A 14355-nucleotide genomic window follows, 5' to 3' on the forward strand; every position below is an offset into this window, starting at 1 on the left:
CGATGTGAAAGTACTAACTGTATTTGGCACGAGGCCGGAAGCCATCAAGATGGCTCCTCTGGTCCATGCGCTGGCAAAGGATCCTCATTTTGAGGCGAAAGTATGCGTGACCGCGCAGCATCGGGAGATGCTCGATCAGGTGTTGAAACTATTCTCCATCACCCCGGACTACGATCTCAACATCATGAAGCCGGGGCAGGGGCTCACCGAGATCACCTGCCGTATTCTTGAGGGGCTGAAGCCGGTCCTGGAGTCGTTTAAACCCGACGTGGTGCTGGTGCATGGCGATACCACCACCACGATGGCGGCGAGCCTGGCGGCGTTTTACCAGCGCATACCGGTGGGCCATGTAGAGGCGGGGCTGCGGACCGGCGATTTAAGTTCGCCGTGGCCGGAAGAGGGCAACCGTACGTTGACCGGGCATCTGGCGACGTACCACTTCGCCCCTACGGAAACCTCGCGGCAGAATCTCCTGCGGGAGAACATTGCCGACAGTCGCATCACGGTGACCGGTAATACCGTCATCGATGCTCTGTTCTGGGTGCGCGATCGGGTTCTGGGCGATGAAGCGCTACGGGAGACCTTGCTGCAGCGCTACCCTTTCATTAGCCACGGTAAAAAAATGATTCTGGTTACCGGCCATCGGCGGGAAAGCTTCGGCCGCGGTTTTGAGCAGATCTGCCAGGCGCTGGCGGAGATAGCCCATACCCACCCTGAGGTGCAGATTGTCTATCCGGTTCACCTGAATCCTAATGTCAGCGAACCGGTGAACCGTATTCTCGGCCATATCGACAACGTGATGTTGATTGAACCGCAGGACTACCTGCCGTTCGTCTGGTTGATGGATCGGGCCTGGCTCATCCTGACCGATTCCGGTGGCATTCAGGAAGAGGCGCCTTCCCTGGGGAAACCGGTGCTGGTCATGCGCGATATGACCGAACGTCCGGAAGCGGTGGCCGCCGGCACCGTGAGTCTGGTGGGCACTGACAGCCAGCGCATCGTCGCGGAAGTGACGCGACTGCTGGAGGATGATGCCGCATACCAGGCGATGAGCCGCGCGCATAATCCTTATGGCGATGGCGAAGCATGTCGTCGAATTTTGTCTGCACTTAAAAATAATCAGGTAACGCTATGAGTTTTTCTACCATTTCAGTGATTGGCCTTGGCTATATCGGGCTGCCAACCGCTGCCGCGTTCGCCTCCCGGCAGAAGCGGGTGGTCGGCGTTGATGTCAATCAACATGCCGTGGAGACCATTAACCGTGGAGAGATTCATATCGTGGAGCCGGATCTGGCGAGCGTGGTGAAGACCGCGGTCGAGCAGGGGTATTTAAGCGCCACCACCACCCCGGTGGCAGCGGATGCCTACCTGATTGCCGTGCCGACGCCGTTTAAAGATCGCCACGAGCCGGATATGGTGTTTGTCGAGTCGGCGGCAAAATCCATTGCGCCAACGTTAAAGAAAGGCTCGCTGGTGATCCTCGAGTCCACCTCGCCGGTCGGGTCGACCGAACAGATGGCTGAGTGGCTGGCGGAGATGCGCCCGGATCTTAGCTTCCCCCAGCAGGTGGGTGAAGCGGCGGACGTGAATATCGCCTACTGCCCGGAGCGGGTATTGCCCGGTCAGGTGATGGTCGAGCTGATTAAAAACGACCGCGTTATCGGGGGCATGTCGCCAGTCTGCTCCGCTCGCGCCAGCGAGCTGTATAAAATCTTCCTTGAAGGCGAATGTGTGGTGACCAACTCGCGCACCGCTGAGATGTGCAAGCTGACGGAAAACAGCTTCCGCGACGTCAACATCGCTTTTGCCAACGAGCTGTCGCTGATTTGCGCTGACCAGGGCATTAACGTCTGGGAGCTGATCCGCCTGGCGAACCGTCATCCTCGGGTGAATATCCTGCAGCCGGGTCCGGGCGTCGGCGGCCACTGTATCGCCGTCGACCCGTGGTTTATCGTGGCGCAGAACCCGCAGCAGGCGCGTCTGATCCGCACGGCCCGTGAGGTTAACGACCACAAGCCGGAATGGGTTATCGAACAGGTGAAAGCGCAGGTAGCGGACTGCCTGAATGCCACCAACAAACGGGCCAGCGAACTGACCATTGCCTGTTTTGGCCTCGCCTTTAAGCCGAATATTGACGACCTGCGCGAAAGCCCGGCAATGGAAATTGCCGCGCAGATTGCCCGCTGGCACAGCGGCACGACGCAGGTGGTTGAGCCCAACATTCACGCGCTGCCGAAGAAGCTCGACGGTCTGTGTACGCTGGCGACCCTCGATGCGGCGCTGGCCAGCGCCGATGTGCTGGTGATGCTGGTCGATCACCATGAATTTAAAGCCGTTAGCGGCGATAGCGTCACCCAGGCGTATATCATCGACACCAAAGGAGTGTGGCGGTGAGAACCATTCTGGTCACCGGCGGCGCGGGCTTCATTGGTTCGGCGGTAGTGCGGGAGATTATCCAGCACACCGCCGATCGCGTGGTGGTGGTGGATAAACTGACCTACGCCGGCAATTTAATGTCGCTGGCGCCGGTGGCGCAGGATGCGCGTTTCGCCTTTGAACAAGTGGATATTTGCGACCGCGGCGAGCTTGATCGTATTTTCGTTCAGTATCAACCGGATACAGTGATGCACCTGGCGGCGGAAAGCCATGTCGATCGTTCGATTGACGGCCCGGCGGCGTTTATTGAAACCAATATCGTGGGCACCTATACGCTGCTGGAGGCGGCCCGTAGCTGGTGGAATACGCTGGCTACGGCGCAAAAATCGGCGTTTCGCTTCCATCACATCTCCACCGATGAAGTGTATGGCGATCTGCACGGCAGCGATGATTTCTTTACCGAGACCACGCCCTATGCGCCAAGCAGTCCCTATTCGGCCTCGAAAGCCAGCAGCGACCACCTGGTGCGCGCCTGGCTGCGAACCTATGGCCTGCCGACGCTTATCACCAACTGTTCGAACAACTACGGCCCGTATCACTTCCCCGAGAAGCTGATCCCGCTGACGATCCTCAACGCGCTGGCGGGCAAGCCGCTGCCGGTGTATGGCAATGGACAGCAGATCCGCGACTGGCTGTACGTGGAAGATCACGCCAGGGCGCTATATCTGGTGGCGACCCGCGGCGAACCGGGCGAGACTTACAATATCGGCGGTCATAACGAACGTAAAAACATCGAGGTGGTGGAAACCATTTGCGAATTGCTCGAAGCGCTGGCGCCGAATAAGCCGCAGGGCGTGGCGCACTATCGCGACCTGATCGCCTTTGTTGCCGACCGCCCGGGCCACGATCTGCGCTATGCCATTGATGCCTCGAAGATTGCCCGTGAGCTGGGCTGGACGCCGGCTGAGACCTTCACTTCCGGTATGCGTAAGACCGTGGCGTGGTATCTGGCGAACGAGCCATGGTGGCGCCAGGTTCAGGACGGTAGCTATCAGGGCGAGCGTCTTGGGCTGCAAGGCTAATCATCTCTGGGGGGAATGATGAAAGGTATTATTCTGGCGGGGGGGTCCGGAACGCGACTGCATCCTATCACCCGCGGCGTGTCGAAGCAGCTGTTGCCGATCTACGATAAGCCGATGATCTACTACCCGCTGTCGGTATTAATGCTGGCCGGGATCCGTGAGATCCTGATCATCACCACACCGGACGATCTGCGCGATTTCCAGCGCCTGCTCGGCGATGGTTCAGAGTTTGGCATTGCGCTGCACTATGCCGTACAGCCGTCGCCGGATGGTTTAGCCCAGGCGTTTATCATCGGCGAAGCCTTTCTTAACGGTGAACCGGCGTGCCTGGTGTTAGGTGACAACATCTTCTTCGGCCAGAGCTTCAGCCCCAAGCTGCGCAGCGTGGCTGCCCGCACGGAAGGGGCGACGATTTTTGGCTATCAGGTGATGGATCCTGAACGCTTTGGCGTGGTGGAGTTTGATGACAACTTCCGCGCGCTGTCGCTGGAAGAGAAGCCGAAGCAGCCGAAGTCGAACTGGGCGGTCACCGGTCTCTATTTCTACGATGGCAAGGTGGCGGAGTACGCCAAACGGGTCAAGCCATCCGAGCGCGGCGAACTGGAAATCACCTCCATCAACCAGATGTACCTTGAAGATGGCGCATTAACCGTCGAACTGCTTGGACGCGGCTTTGCGTGGCTGGATACCGGCACCCACGATAGCTTGATCGAGGCCAGCATGTTTGTGCAGACCGTCGAGAAGCGTCAGGGCTTTAAAATCGCCTGTCTGGAAGAGATCGGCTGGCGCAACGGCTGGCTGGACGACGACGGCGTCAAACGCGCGGCGAAGCGGCTGGAAAAAACCGGCTACGGCCAATATCTGCTGGATCTGCTCCGTGCCCGTCCGCGCCAGTATTGATCCCCTGGAGTGGGAGAACCGCTTCTTTGCCGTTAACAGCGCCGTCGTTCACTTTGACGAGCGTGCGCCGCTGCTGACGCCTGAGGCGCTGGCGGGGTGGTCGCGGGTGCAGGCGAAGGTAGCCGCCAGCGACACCGTCCGGCTCGACGCGCTGCAGCAGCTGGGTTTTCAGCTGGTGGAAGGCGAGGTCGATCTGGCGCTACCGGTGGGCAACCCTGCGGATGCGGGCGCCGACGTCGCCGTGGAGGCGGATATTGCGCCACTGCGCGAGCTGGCGGCGCAGGCCTTTGCCCTGAGCCGCTTTCGTGCGCCCTGGTACGCTGCCGATGCCAGCGGCCGCTTCTATGCCCAGTGGATTGAAAATGCGGTGCGCGGCACCTTCGACCATCAGTGCCTGATTTACCGCCATCCTGAGGGCGATATTCGCGCCTTTGTCTCCCTGCGCCAGCTCAATGCCACCGAGGCGCGTATCGGCCTGCTGGCCGGACGCGGCGCCGGGGCGCAGCTGATGCAGGCGGCGCGGTACTGGGCCGCTTCGCGCGGACTTTCTACACTGCGGGTGGCGACCCAGATGGGCAACACCGCCGCGCTTAAACGTTATATTCTCAGCGGTGCTAATGTGGAAAGCACCGCCTACTGGCTATACAGGTGACCTCATGATCCCATTTAACGCGCCGCCGGTGGTTGGAACCGAGCTTGATTACATGCAGTCTGCGATGAACAGCGGCAAGCTGTGCGGCGACGGCGGCTTTACGCGCCGCTGCCAGCAGTGGATGGAGCAGCGTTTTGGCACGGCAAAAGCCCTGCTAACCCCTTCCTGCACGGCTTCGCTGGAGATGGCCGCGCTGCTGCTGGATATCCAGCCGGGCGACGAAGTGATTATGCCCAGCTATACCTTTGTCTCCACCGCCAATGCTTTTGTGCTGCGCGGGGCGAAAATCGTCTTCGTTGATATCCGTCGCGATACGATGAATATCGATGAAACGTTAATCGAAGCCGCTATCACCGATAAAACCCGGGCGATCGTCCCGGTGCATTATGCCGGCGTAGCTTGCGAGATGGATATCATCATGGCCATCGCCGACAAGTACAACCTGTTCGTGGTGGAAGATGCCGCGCAGGGGGTGATGTCCACCTACAAGGGGCGTGCGCTGGGCACCATCGGCCATATCGGCTGCTTCAGCTTCCATGAAACCAAAAACTACACCGCTGGCGGTGAGGGCGGGGCGACGCTCATCAACGATCGCACGCTGGTGGAGCGCGCGGAGATCATTCGCGAAAAAGGCACCAACCGTAGCCAGTTCTTTCGTGGCCTGGTGGATAAATATACCTGGCGGGACATTGGCTCCAGCTATCTGATGTCCGACCTGCAGGCCGCCTACCTGTGGGCGCAGCTGGAAGCGGCAGAACGCATCAACCAACAGCGCCTGGCGCTGTGGCAGAACTACTATGACGCCCTGCTGCCGCTGGCCCGCGCGGGACGTATCGAACTGCCGACGATCCCGGCCGACTGCGGGCAAAACGCGCACATGTTCTACATTAAGCTGCGCGATATCGAGGATCGCAGCAGGCTGATCGCCTGGCTGAAAGAGGCGGAGATCCTCGCGGTATTCCATTACATTCCTCTGCACAGCTGTCCGGCAGGCGAACACTTCGGCGAATTCCACGGTGAAGATCGCTATACCACCCAGGAGAGCGAGCGCCTGGTACGCCTGCCGCTGTTTTACAATCTGTCTGTGGTGAACCAGCGGACGGTGATTAACTCGCTGCTGAGCTACTTCTCCTGATATGTCGTTAGCAAAAGCTTCATTGTGGACGGCGGCATCGACGCTGGTCAAAATCGGCGCCGGGCTGTTGGTCGTCAAGCTGCTGGCCGTCTCATTTGGGCCCGCGGGCGTTGGCCAGGCCGGTAACTTCCGGCAACTGGTCACCGTGCTCGGCGTGCTGGCCGGGGCCGGGATATTTAATGGCGTCACGAAGCTGGTGGCGCAGCATCACGACGATCCCCCGCGCCTGAAGCAGGTGGTGGGCACCTCGTCGGCGATGGTGCTTGGCTTTTCCACACTGCTGGCGCTGGTGTTTTTACTGGCCGCGGCGCCGATAAGCCAGGGGCTGTTCGGCCATACTCATTATCAGAATCTGGTACGGCTGGTGGCGCTGGTACAGATGGGGATCGCCTGGGCGAACTTCCTGCTGGCGCTGATGAAAGGCTTTCGCGATGCGGCGGGTAACGCCTTCTCGCTGATTGCCGGGAGCCTGATCGGCGTGGCGGCTTACTATGCTTGCTACGTGTTGGGCGGCTATCAGGGCGCGCTGCTGGGGCTGGCGTTAGTTCCGGCGCTGGTGGTGGTTCCGGCGGGTATTATGCTCTGGCGGCGGGGTAATATCCCGCTGAGCGCCCTGCGTCCGCGCTGGGATAACGGTCTGGCGGGACAGCTATCGAAATTTACCCTGATGGCGCTGATAACCTCAGTGACCCTGCCGGTGGCTTATGTGATGATGCGTAATCTGCTGGCGGCGCATTATGGCTGGGAGGCGGTCGGTATCTGGCAGGGGGTGAGCAGCATCTCTGATGCCTATCTGCAGTTTATTACCGCCTCGTTCAGCGTCTATCTCCTGCCGACGCTGTCGCGGCTGAGCGCCAAAACGGATATCACCCGCGAGATAGTCAAGTCGCTGAAATTCGTCCTGCCGGCAGTGGCGGCGGCGAGCCTGACGGTCTGGCTGCTGCGCGATTTTGCCATCTGGCTGCTGTTTTCCGATCGCTTTACCGCGATGCGTGACCTGTTCGCCTGGCAGCTGGTGGGCGACGTTTTAAAAGTAGGCGCCTACGTCTATGGCTATCTGGTGATCGCCAAAGCGTCGCTGCGTTTTTATATTCTGACGGAAATCAGCCAGTTCACACTGCTGACCGCATTCTCACACTGGCTTATACCGGCGCACGGCGCGGTTGGCGCGGCGCAGGCGTATATGGCCACTTATATTGTTTATTTCGCCCTTTGTAGTGGCGTGTTTTTACTCTGGCGTAAACGGGCATGACAGCACTGATACATGTACTGGGATCAGATATCCCGCATCATAACCAGACCGTACTGCGGTTCTTTAACGACGAACTGGCCGCCGATCCGCAGGCCAGGAGATTTATGATCGTCGGTGATGAGGCTAGCGTGCGTGATGGGTATCCGGCGCTGGACATCACCTGTTATCCGGGGAAGAAGTCGCTGGCGCAGGCGGTGATTGCGCAAGCCAAAGCCAACCGCCAGCAGCGCTTTTTCTTCCACGGCCAGTTCAATACCGGCCTGTGGCTGGCGCTGTTGGGCGGTGGTATCCGCCCGTCGCAGTTTAACTGGCATATCTGGGGGGCGGATCTGTACGAAAACGCCACCAGCCTGAAGTTCCGCCTATTCTATCCGCTGCGCCGCCTGGCGCAGGGGCGGGTAGGGCGCGTTTTCGCCACCCGCGGCGATCTGAGCTGGTTCGCAAACCGTCATCCGCGCGTCCCGGGCGAACTGCTCTATTTCCCGACCCGTATGGATCCGGCGCTGAATACCCTGGCCGAAAACGCGCCGCGCGGCGACACGCTGACCATTCTGGTGGGTAACTCAGGGGATCGCAGCAATGAACATATTGCCGCGCTGAAGGCTATTTATCAGCAGTTTGGCGATACGGTAAACGTCATCGTGCCGATGGGCTATCCGGCGAATAACGAGGCCTATATCAATGAGGTTCGTGAGGCGGGGGCGGCGCTGTTTAGCGGTGAGCATCTGCAGATCCTCAGCGAGAAACTGGAGTTTCATGATTATCTGGCGCTGCTGCGCCGCTGCGATCTGGGCTATTTCCTGTTCGCGCGTCAGCAGGGGATCGGCACCCTGTGCCTGCTGATTCAGGCGGGCATTCCCTGCGTGCTCAACCGCGAAAACCCGTTCTGGCAGGATATGACCGAGCAGCATGTGCCGGTGCTGTTCACCAGCGATGCGCTGGACGTCAGCGTGGTGCGCGAAGCGCAGCGCCAACTGGCGAGCGTGGATAAGTCGGGTATCGCTTTCTTCCGGCCGAACTATCTGACAGGCTGGCAGCGGGCGCTACGGTTAGCGGCGGAGGGGCAGGCATGACGTTAATGCAATTTAGCGGGCTGCTGGTAGTCTGGCTGCTGTCGACGCTGTTTATCGCTACCGCCACCTGGTTTGAGTTCCGCCGGGTACGCTTCAACTTCAACGTCTTTTTCTCGTTGCTGTTTCTGCTGACTTTCTTCTTCGGTTTCCCGCTGACCAGTATTCTGGTGTTCCGCTTTGACGTCAGCGTGGCGCCGCCGGAGATTTTGCTGCAGACGCTGCTGATCGCGGTGTGCTTCTACGCGATTTACTACGTGACCTATAAAACGCGGCTGCGTCCGGCATCGCGTGAGGTTGCGCATCGGCCGCTGTTCACCATGAACCGGGTAGAAACCCATCTGGCGTGGGGCATTTTGATGGGGCTGGCGCTGCTGTGCGTTGGCATCTTCTTCGCCCACAACGGTTTCCTGCTGTTTAAGCTCAACTCCTACAGCCAGATTTTCTCTGCTGAAGTCTCCGGCGTGGCGTTGAAGCGCTTCTTCTACTTCTTTATTCCGGCGATGCTGGTGGTCTATTTCCTGCGCCAGGATTATAAGGCGTGGATCTTCTTCCTCGTCAGCACGGTGGCCTTTGGTTTGCTGACCTACGCTATCGTCGGCGGGACGCGCGCCAATATCATCATCGCCTTCGCCATCTTCCTGTTTATCGGCATTATTCGCGGTTGGATCAGCCTGTGGATGCTGGCGGCGGCGGGCGTGCTGGGCATCGTCGGCATGTTCTGGCTGGCGCTGAAGCGCTACGGGATGAACGTCAGCGGCGACGAAGCGTTTTATACCTTCCTCTATCTCACACGCGATACCTTCTCGCCGTGGGAGAACCTGGCGCTGCTGCTGCAAAACTACGACAAGATCGATTTTCAGGGTCTGGCGCCGATGATCCGCGATTTCTACGTCTTTATCCCCAGCTGGATGTGGCACGGTCGCCCGACGATGGTGCTCAATACCGCCAACTACTTTACCTGGGAAGTATTAAACAACCATTCGGGGCTGGCGATTTCGCCGACGCTGATTGGCTCGCTGGTGGTGATGGGCGGCGTCTGGTTTGTGCCGCTGGGCGCCGTGGCGGTCGGGTTGATTATTAAATGGTTCGACTGGCTGTATGAGCTGGGCAACCGGGAGAGCAATCGCTATAAAGCGGCTATCCTGCACAGTTTCTGTTTCGGCGCTATCTTCAACATGATAGTGCTGGCGCGCGAGGGCCTGGATTCGTTCGGCTCCCGCGTGGTGTTTTTCCTCGTGATCTTTGGTATCTGCTTGCTGGCGGCGAAACTGCTGTACTGGTTCCTGGATAGCGTGGGACTGATTCATAAGCGCGTAAAACCGCTTTCGCAACCGCAAGTCTGAGAAGGATGGACATGACTGGGACCATTTCCGCGCCGTTGTACCTGTTAAGAGGGCTGCAGCTCATAGGCTGGCGCGATATGCAGCACGCTCTGGATTATTTGTATGCCGACGGCGTTCTCCGCGAGGGGACGCTAGTGGCGATTAATGCCGAGAAAATGCTGGCCGTAGAGGATAACCCGGAGGTGCGGGCGCTGATTGAGGCGGCGGAGTTTAAATATGCGGATGGCATCAGCGTGGTGCGTTCGCTGCGTAAAAAATATCCGCAAGCCCAGGTGTCCCGCGTGGCAGGGGCCGATCTCTGGGAAGCGTTAATGCAGCGCGCCGGCGCTGAAGGCACACCGGTGTTTTTGGTCGGCGGTAAACCTGAAGTCCTGGCGCAGACGGCGTCCAGCCTGCGCCAGCGCTGGCAGGTGAATATCGTCGGCACCCAGGACGGCTATTTTGCTCCTGAACAGCGCCAGGCATTATTCGAACGCATTCGCGACAGCGGGGCGAAAATCGTCACCGTCGCCATGGGGTCCCCGCGTCAGGAGATCTTTATGCGCGACTGTCGGCGTCTGTACCTGCACGCGCTGTATATGGGCGTCGGCGGCACTTACGATGTTTTCACCGGGCACGTGCATCGGGCGCCGAAGTTCTGGCAGGATCTGGGGCTGGAATGGTTCTATCGTCTGCTTTTACAGCCGAGCCGCATCAAGAGACAGTTCCGCCTACTGCGCTATTTACGTTGGCATTATTCCGGTAAGCTCTGATATTCCACTGCAACCAGGCGAGTTTGCATACATATTCTGTGTAATCTCTTCACTCGCCTGATACTTTATTTGCCATTTCCGCAAAATTAATTAACCATTCGCAGGCTTTATACGCGCGGGGGAGACCTGCGCGTCGGCAAGGCTATGAGTTCAGTTAATAACAATAACCGGGAGTACCCGGAATACGGCAAACACAAGAGGATATATGACTGAGAAAAAAGCGGAGCTCCAGCGTGGACTGGAGGCCCGGCATATTGAACTGATCGCCCTTGGTGGGACGATTGGCGTGGGGTTGTTTATGGGGGCGGCCAGTACGCTGAAGTGGGCTGGACCTTCCGTGCTGCTGGCGTACATTATTGCTGGCCTGTTCGTCTTTTTCATTATGCGCTCAATGGGCGAAATGCTGTTCCTTGAGCCCGTCACCGGCTCTTTCGCGGTGTATGCGCATCGCTATATGAGCCCCTTCTTCGGCTACCTGACCGCGTGGTCGTACTGGTTTATGTGGATGGCGGTGGGCATCTCGGAGATTACCGCCATCGGCGTCTATGTGCAGTTCTGGTTCCCGGAGATGGCGCAGTGGATCCCGGCATTAATTGCCGTGGGGCTGGTGGCGCTGGCAAACCTCGCGGCGGTCCGGCTGTACGGTGAAATCGAGTTCTGGTTCGCCATGATTAAAGTGACCACCATTATTGTGATGATCGTCGTGGGCCTGGGCGTCATTTTCTTCGGCTTTGGCAACGGCGGCCACTCCATCGGTTTTGGCAACCTGACCGAACATGGCGGTTTCTTTGCCGGCGGCTGGAAGGGCTTCCTGACGGCGCTGTGTATCGTGGTCGCGTCATATCAGGGCGTGGAGCTCATCGGCATTACCGCAGGTGAAGCGAAAAATCCGCAGGTTACGTTACGCAGCGCGGTGGGCAAAGTGCTGTGGCGGATCCTGATTTTCTACGTCGGCGCGATTTTCGTTATCGTCACCATTTTCCCATGGGATCAAATCGGCTCCAACGGCAGCCCGTTCGTACTGACGTTTGCCAAAATCGGTATTACCGCCGCGGCGGGGATTATCAACTTCGTGGTGCTGACGGCGGCGCTTTCCGGCTGCAACAGCGGGATGTACAGCTGCGGACGTATGCTGTACGCCCTGGCGAAGAACCGTCAGCTGCCGGCGGCGATCGGTAAGGTATCGCGCAACGGCGTTCCTGCCGTCGGCGTAGCGCTGTCGATTCTGATCCTGCTGGTAGGCTCCTGCCTGAATTACATCATTCCTAATCCCCAGCGGGTATTTGTCTATGTCTATAGCGCCAGCGTCCTGCCGGGGATGGTGCCGTGGTTTGTGATCCTGATTAGTCAGCTGCGTTTCCGTCGCGTACATCAGGCAGCGATAGCCAGCCATCCGTTCCGTTCGCTGCTGTTTCCGTGGGCCAACTATTTCACCATGGCTTTCCTGATCTGCGTGCTGGTCGGGATGGGGCTGAATGATGAAACCCGGATGTCGCTCTTTGTCGGTATTATTTTCCTTGCTGCCGTTACCCTGATTTATAAGGTGTTTGGCCTCGGAAGACAGGGACAAATCAATAATCCGGCTGAATAAGCGTCAAAACGAACAAAGCATGAGCAAACGATAATTTTCTTTAAAAAGGCACTAGACAGCGGGGGAGGAAGTCCGTATTATCCGACCCCGCAACGGCGCTAAGCGCCCGTAGCTCAGCTGGATAGAGCGCTGCCCTCCGGAGGCAGAGGTCTCAGGTTCGAATCCTGTCGGGCGCACCATTAACCCGGTGCTGGAGCTGCGGTGGTTTTAATACCGCGTAAAAGGTTTGCAGTGGTGGCTATAGCTCAGTTGGTAGAGCCCTGGATTGTGATTCCAGTTGTCGTGGGTTCGAATCCCATTAGCCACCCCATTATTTGATAGAGTTGTGAATTTGCGAAGGTGGCGGAATTGGTAGACGCGCTAGCTTCAGGTGTTAGTGTTCTTACGGACGTGGGGGTTCAAGTCCCCCCCCTCGCACCACGACTTTAACGAATTGAACTAAAAATTCAAAAAGCAGTATTTCGGCGAGTAGCGCAGCTTGGTAGCGCAACTGGTTTGGGACCAGTGGGTCGGAGGTTCGAATCCTCTCTCGCCGACCAATTTTGAACCCCGCTTCGGCGGGGTTTTTTGTTTTCTGTTATTTCCTGCCATGACTTATTCCCCTGATCTTGCTGATAAAAAATCTTCTCTTTGCTTAAGAATACGCGTCAGGAAAACTCTCAATTCATCACTGTGGTAGATGCAATTTCCCCGGATCCTGTGCGATAATAACCGGGTAGATGCTCATTCCATCTCTTATGTTCGCCTTCGTGCCTCATAAACTCCGGAATGATGCAGAGCCGTTCTTACGGTGCTTATCGTCCACTGACAGATGTCGCATTTATGCCTCATCAAACACCATGGACATTACGTTGAGTGAAGCACCCAATTTGTTGTCAAACAGACCTGTTTTAACGCCTGCCCTGATTTCAGCGCAGGCGTTTTTTTCTTTCAGGGGATCGTCAACGCGAAGGCGGGGGAGAAACGCTATCGCCCCGCAGGAGGCGATAGCCAGACCAGGTTATTGCTGAGGGTTATTCTGCAGCGTCAGCAGCAGGCCATCGCGGCGCATGGTGGCCGCTTCCTCCGGCTGATGCAGGCGATCCAGGGCATCGGCCAGCCAGGCGTAATCAAAGGCATCCGGACGCTGCTTAAGCGCGGCGCGGAAGGCGATGCTGGCCTCCTGCCATTCACCGTGCCGCATCAGCGACTGGCCCAGGGTGCTCCACAGCAGCGGACGGTCGCCAACGGCTTTGATCTGCTGGCGCAGTACTTTCTCCAGCTGTTCCGGGTTATTGGTCTTCAGGCGCGGGATCGGCATCACCAGACGGTCGTCATACTGTTTCTTCAGACCATCAATGACAATTTGCTGCGCGGTATCGTGATCGTCGCTCTCGATGAGGCGCTCTGCCATCGCCACCTGCAGCGGCACCAGCGCCCGCGTTTTACGGCTCTGGTTGCGCCACCATTCACGCAGCCCCTCGCTGCCGCCATCGGCCAGCGCTTTGTCCATCAGGCCAACCCACGCCAGCTGTTCCAGCGCGGCGCGGTGCTCTTCATCGCCGACGTTAGCTTTCGCCATCGACGGAATGATATCCAGCAGCGACTGCCAGGCGCCGGTGCGTGTATAAGCCTGTTCGGCGAGGCGCAGCACTTCCGGATGACGCGGGGTGATCTCCAGCAGCTTATCGATGCCATGGCGCGCGGCGTGATTTTCATTGCGCGCCAGCTGCAGGCGAACGCGGGTGATTTCCACCGGGATCAGATCATCGCCCGCCAGTTCGGTGGCGCGCTCCAGATGCTGGTTAGCCCGCGCTTCATCGCCGCGCTGCTGGGCCGCTTCCGCCGCCAGCAGATAGTTCACCACCGGCTGTTCGGCGTGATCGGCGTTTTTCGCCATCAGCTTCTCAACCTGCTGGTAATCACCTTCCGCCAGCTTAAGCAGCGCCTGCTCGGTTTGCTTACGCGCGCGACGGCGTTTACGGCCGACAAACCAGCCGCGCGTATGCGCCCCGGTGCGGAAAATGCGGCGCAGCAGCCATTCAATGGCGAACAGCACCACCATGGCGAGGATCAGGATAATCACCAGCCCGGTCACGCTGGTCTCGATATTGTAGTTATCAGTCTGGATCAGGACGTAGCCCTGATGGCCGGCGATCATCGGGCCAAGCACGATCCCGGCGATCAACAGTGCGAAGAGTAAAAGAATTTTCAGCATGC

At 58.4% G+C, this 14355-nt stretch carries 12 protein-coding genes and 4 tRNA genes; 15 read left to right on the top strand and 1 reads right to left on the bottom strand.

The genetic code is table 11. From position 1 onward, the window contains the following. Positions 1-4 precede the first annotated feature (4 nt). The 15 genes from wecB (at position 5) to ABLV76_RS17165 (ending at position 12695) form a co-directional block, all read left to right on the top strand. Positions 5-1135 (top strand): UDP-N-acetylglucosamine 2-epimerase (non-hydrolyzing), encoded by a 1131-nt coding sequence (gene wecB / locus ABLV76_RS17095; RefSeq protein WP_004886844.1) that lies wholly within the window; start codon positions 5-7, stop codon positions 1133-1135. After that, positions 1132-2394: a UDP-N-acetyl-D-mannosamine dehydrogenase gene (gene wecC / locus ABLV76_RS17100; protein ID WP_004886842.1), complete on the top strand. Its 1263-nt coding sequence runs from the start codon at positions 1132-1134 to the stop codon at positions 2392-2394. The genes wecB and wecC overlap by 4 nt, the downstream gene beginning before the upstream one ends. Next, entirely contained in the window at positions 2391-3458 is a 1068-nt protein-coding gene (rffG, locus tag ABLV76_RS17105) for a dTDP-glucose 4,6-dehydratase (RefSeq protein WP_004886839.1), read from the top strand. Before wecC ends, rffG begins: the two co-directional genes overlap by 4 nt. An 18-nt stretch (positions 3459-3476) precedes the next feature. Then, a complete protein-coding gene (gene rfbA, locus ABLV76_RS17110; protein ID WP_004886836.1) occupies positions 3477-4358 on the top strand; it encodes a glucose-1-phosphate thymidylyltransferase RfbA in 882 nt (293 codons plus the stop codon). After that, positions 4336-5010, top strand: a complete 675-nt coding sequence (gene rffC / locus ABLV76_RS17115; RefSeq protein ID WP_004886833.1) for a dTDP-4-amino-4,6-dideoxy-D-galactose acyltransferase — start codon at positions 4336-4338, stop codon at positions 5008-5010. The genes rfbA and rffC overlap by 23 nt, the downstream gene beginning before the upstream one ends. A gap of 4 nt (positions 5011-5014) precedes the next feature. Beyond that, a complete protein-coding gene (gene rffA, locus ABLV76_RS17120; RefSeq protein ID WP_004886831.1) occupies positions 5015-6145 on the top strand; it encodes a dTDP-4-amino-4,6-dideoxygalactose transaminase in 1131 nt (376 codons plus the stop codon). Position 6146: 1 nt separating this feature from the next. Continuing rightward, positions 6147-7397 carry a lipid III flippase WzxE gene (wzxE, locus tag ABLV76_RS17125; protein WP_004886828.1) on the top strand — a complete coding sequence of 417 codons (1251 nt, stop codon included), beginning with the start codon at positions 6147-6149 and terminating at the stop codon, positions 7395-7397. After that, positions 7394-8470 (top strand): TDP-N-acetylfucosamine:lipid II N-acetylfucosaminyltransferase, encoded by a 1077-nt coding sequence (locus tag ABLV76_RS17130; RefSeq protein ID WP_004886826.1) that lies wholly within the window; start codon positions 7394-7396, stop codon positions 8468-8470. The genes wzxE and ABLV76_RS17130 overlap by 4 nt, the downstream gene beginning before the upstream one ends. Continuing rightward, positions 8467-9813, top strand: a complete 1347-nt coding sequence (gene wzyE, locus ABLV76_RS17135; protein WP_004886822.1) for an ECA oligosaccharide polymerase — start codon at positions 8467-8469, stop codon at positions 9811-9813. Before ABLV76_RS17130 ends, wzyE begins: the two co-directional genes overlap by 4 nt. 11 nt (positions 9814-9824) lie before the next feature. Continuing rightward, positions 9825-10565, top strand: coding sequence for a lipopolysaccharide N-acetylmannosaminouronosyltransferase (gene wecG / locus ABLV76_RS17140; RefSeq protein ID WP_119621163.1), 741 nt, complete (start codon positions 9825-9827; stop codon positions 10563-10565). A gap of 205 nt (positions 10566-10770) precedes the next feature. Continuing rightward, positions 10771-12156 (top strand): amino acid permease, encoded by a 1386-nt coding sequence (locus tag ABLV76_RS17145; protein ID WP_004886813.1) that lies wholly within the window; start codon positions 10771-10773, stop codon positions 12154-12156. A gap of 102 nt (positions 12157-12258) precedes the next feature. Beyond that, positions 12259-12335: transfer RNA gene (locus ABLV76_RS17150), tRNA-Arg, on the top strand. 55 nt (positions 12336-12390) lie between these two features. Further along, positions 12391-12466: transfer RNA gene (locus tag ABLV76_RS17155), tRNA-His, on the top strand. 23 nt (positions 12467-12489) lie between these two features. Then, positions 12490-12576 (top strand) — tRNA-Leu (locus ABLV76_RS17160). Positions 12577-12618: 42 nt separating this feature from the next. Beyond that, positions 12619-12695: transfer RNA gene (locus ABLV76_RS17165), tRNA-Pro, on the top strand. Positions 12696-13156: 461 nt separating this feature from the next. On the opposite strand, the gene hemY is transcribed toward ABLV76_RS17165, so the two are convergent. Then, positions 13157-14353: a protoheme IX biogenesis protein HemY gene (gene hemY, locus ABLV76_RS17170; RefSeq protein ID WP_057212562.1), complete on the bottom strand. Its 1197-nt coding sequence runs from the start codon at positions 14351-14353 to the stop codon at positions 13157-13159. Positions 14354-14355 lie beyond the last annotated feature (2 nt).

Source organism: Klebsiella sp. GB_Kp047, assembly GCF_040065235.1.
Classification (GTDB): Bacteria; Pseudomonadota; Gammaproteobacteria; order Enterobacterales; family Enterobacteriaceae; genus Klebsiella; species Klebsiella quasipneumoniae.

Coding starts and splice junctions, on each gene's coding strand:
- wecC (WP_004886842.1), top strand. CDS start 1,132: ATGAGTTTTTCTACCATTTCAGTGATTGGCCTTGGCTATATCGGGCTG.
- rfbA (WP_004886836.1), top strand. CDS start 3,477: ATGAAAGGTATTATTCTGGCGGGGGGGTCCGGAACGCGACTGCATCCT.
- rffA (WP_004886831.1), top strand. CDS start 5,015: ATGATCCCATTTAACGCGCCGCCGGTGGTTGGAACCGAGCTTGATTAC.
- wzxE (WP_004886828.1), top strand. CDS start 6,147: ATGTCGTTAGCAAAAGCTTCATTGTGGACGGCGGCATCGACGCTGGTC.
- ABLV76_RS17130 (WP_004886826.1), top strand. CDS start 7,394: ATGACAGCACTGATACATGTACTGGGATCAGATATCCCGCATCATAAC.
- wzyE (WP_004886822.1), top strand. CDS start 8,467: ATGACGTTAATGCAATTTAGCGGGCTGCTGGTAGTCTGGCTGCTGTCG.
- wecG (WP_119621163.1), top strand. CDS start 9,825: ATGACTGGGACCATTTCCGCGCCGTTGTACCTGTTAAGAGGGCTGCAG.
- ABLV76_RS17145 (WP_004886813.1), top strand. CDS start 10,771: ATGACTGAGAAAAAAGCGGAGCTCCAGCGTGGACTGGAGGCCCGGCAT.
- hemY (WP_057212562.1), bottom strand. CDS start 14,353: ATGCTGAAAATTCTTTTACTCTTCGCACTGTTGATCGCCGGGATCGTG.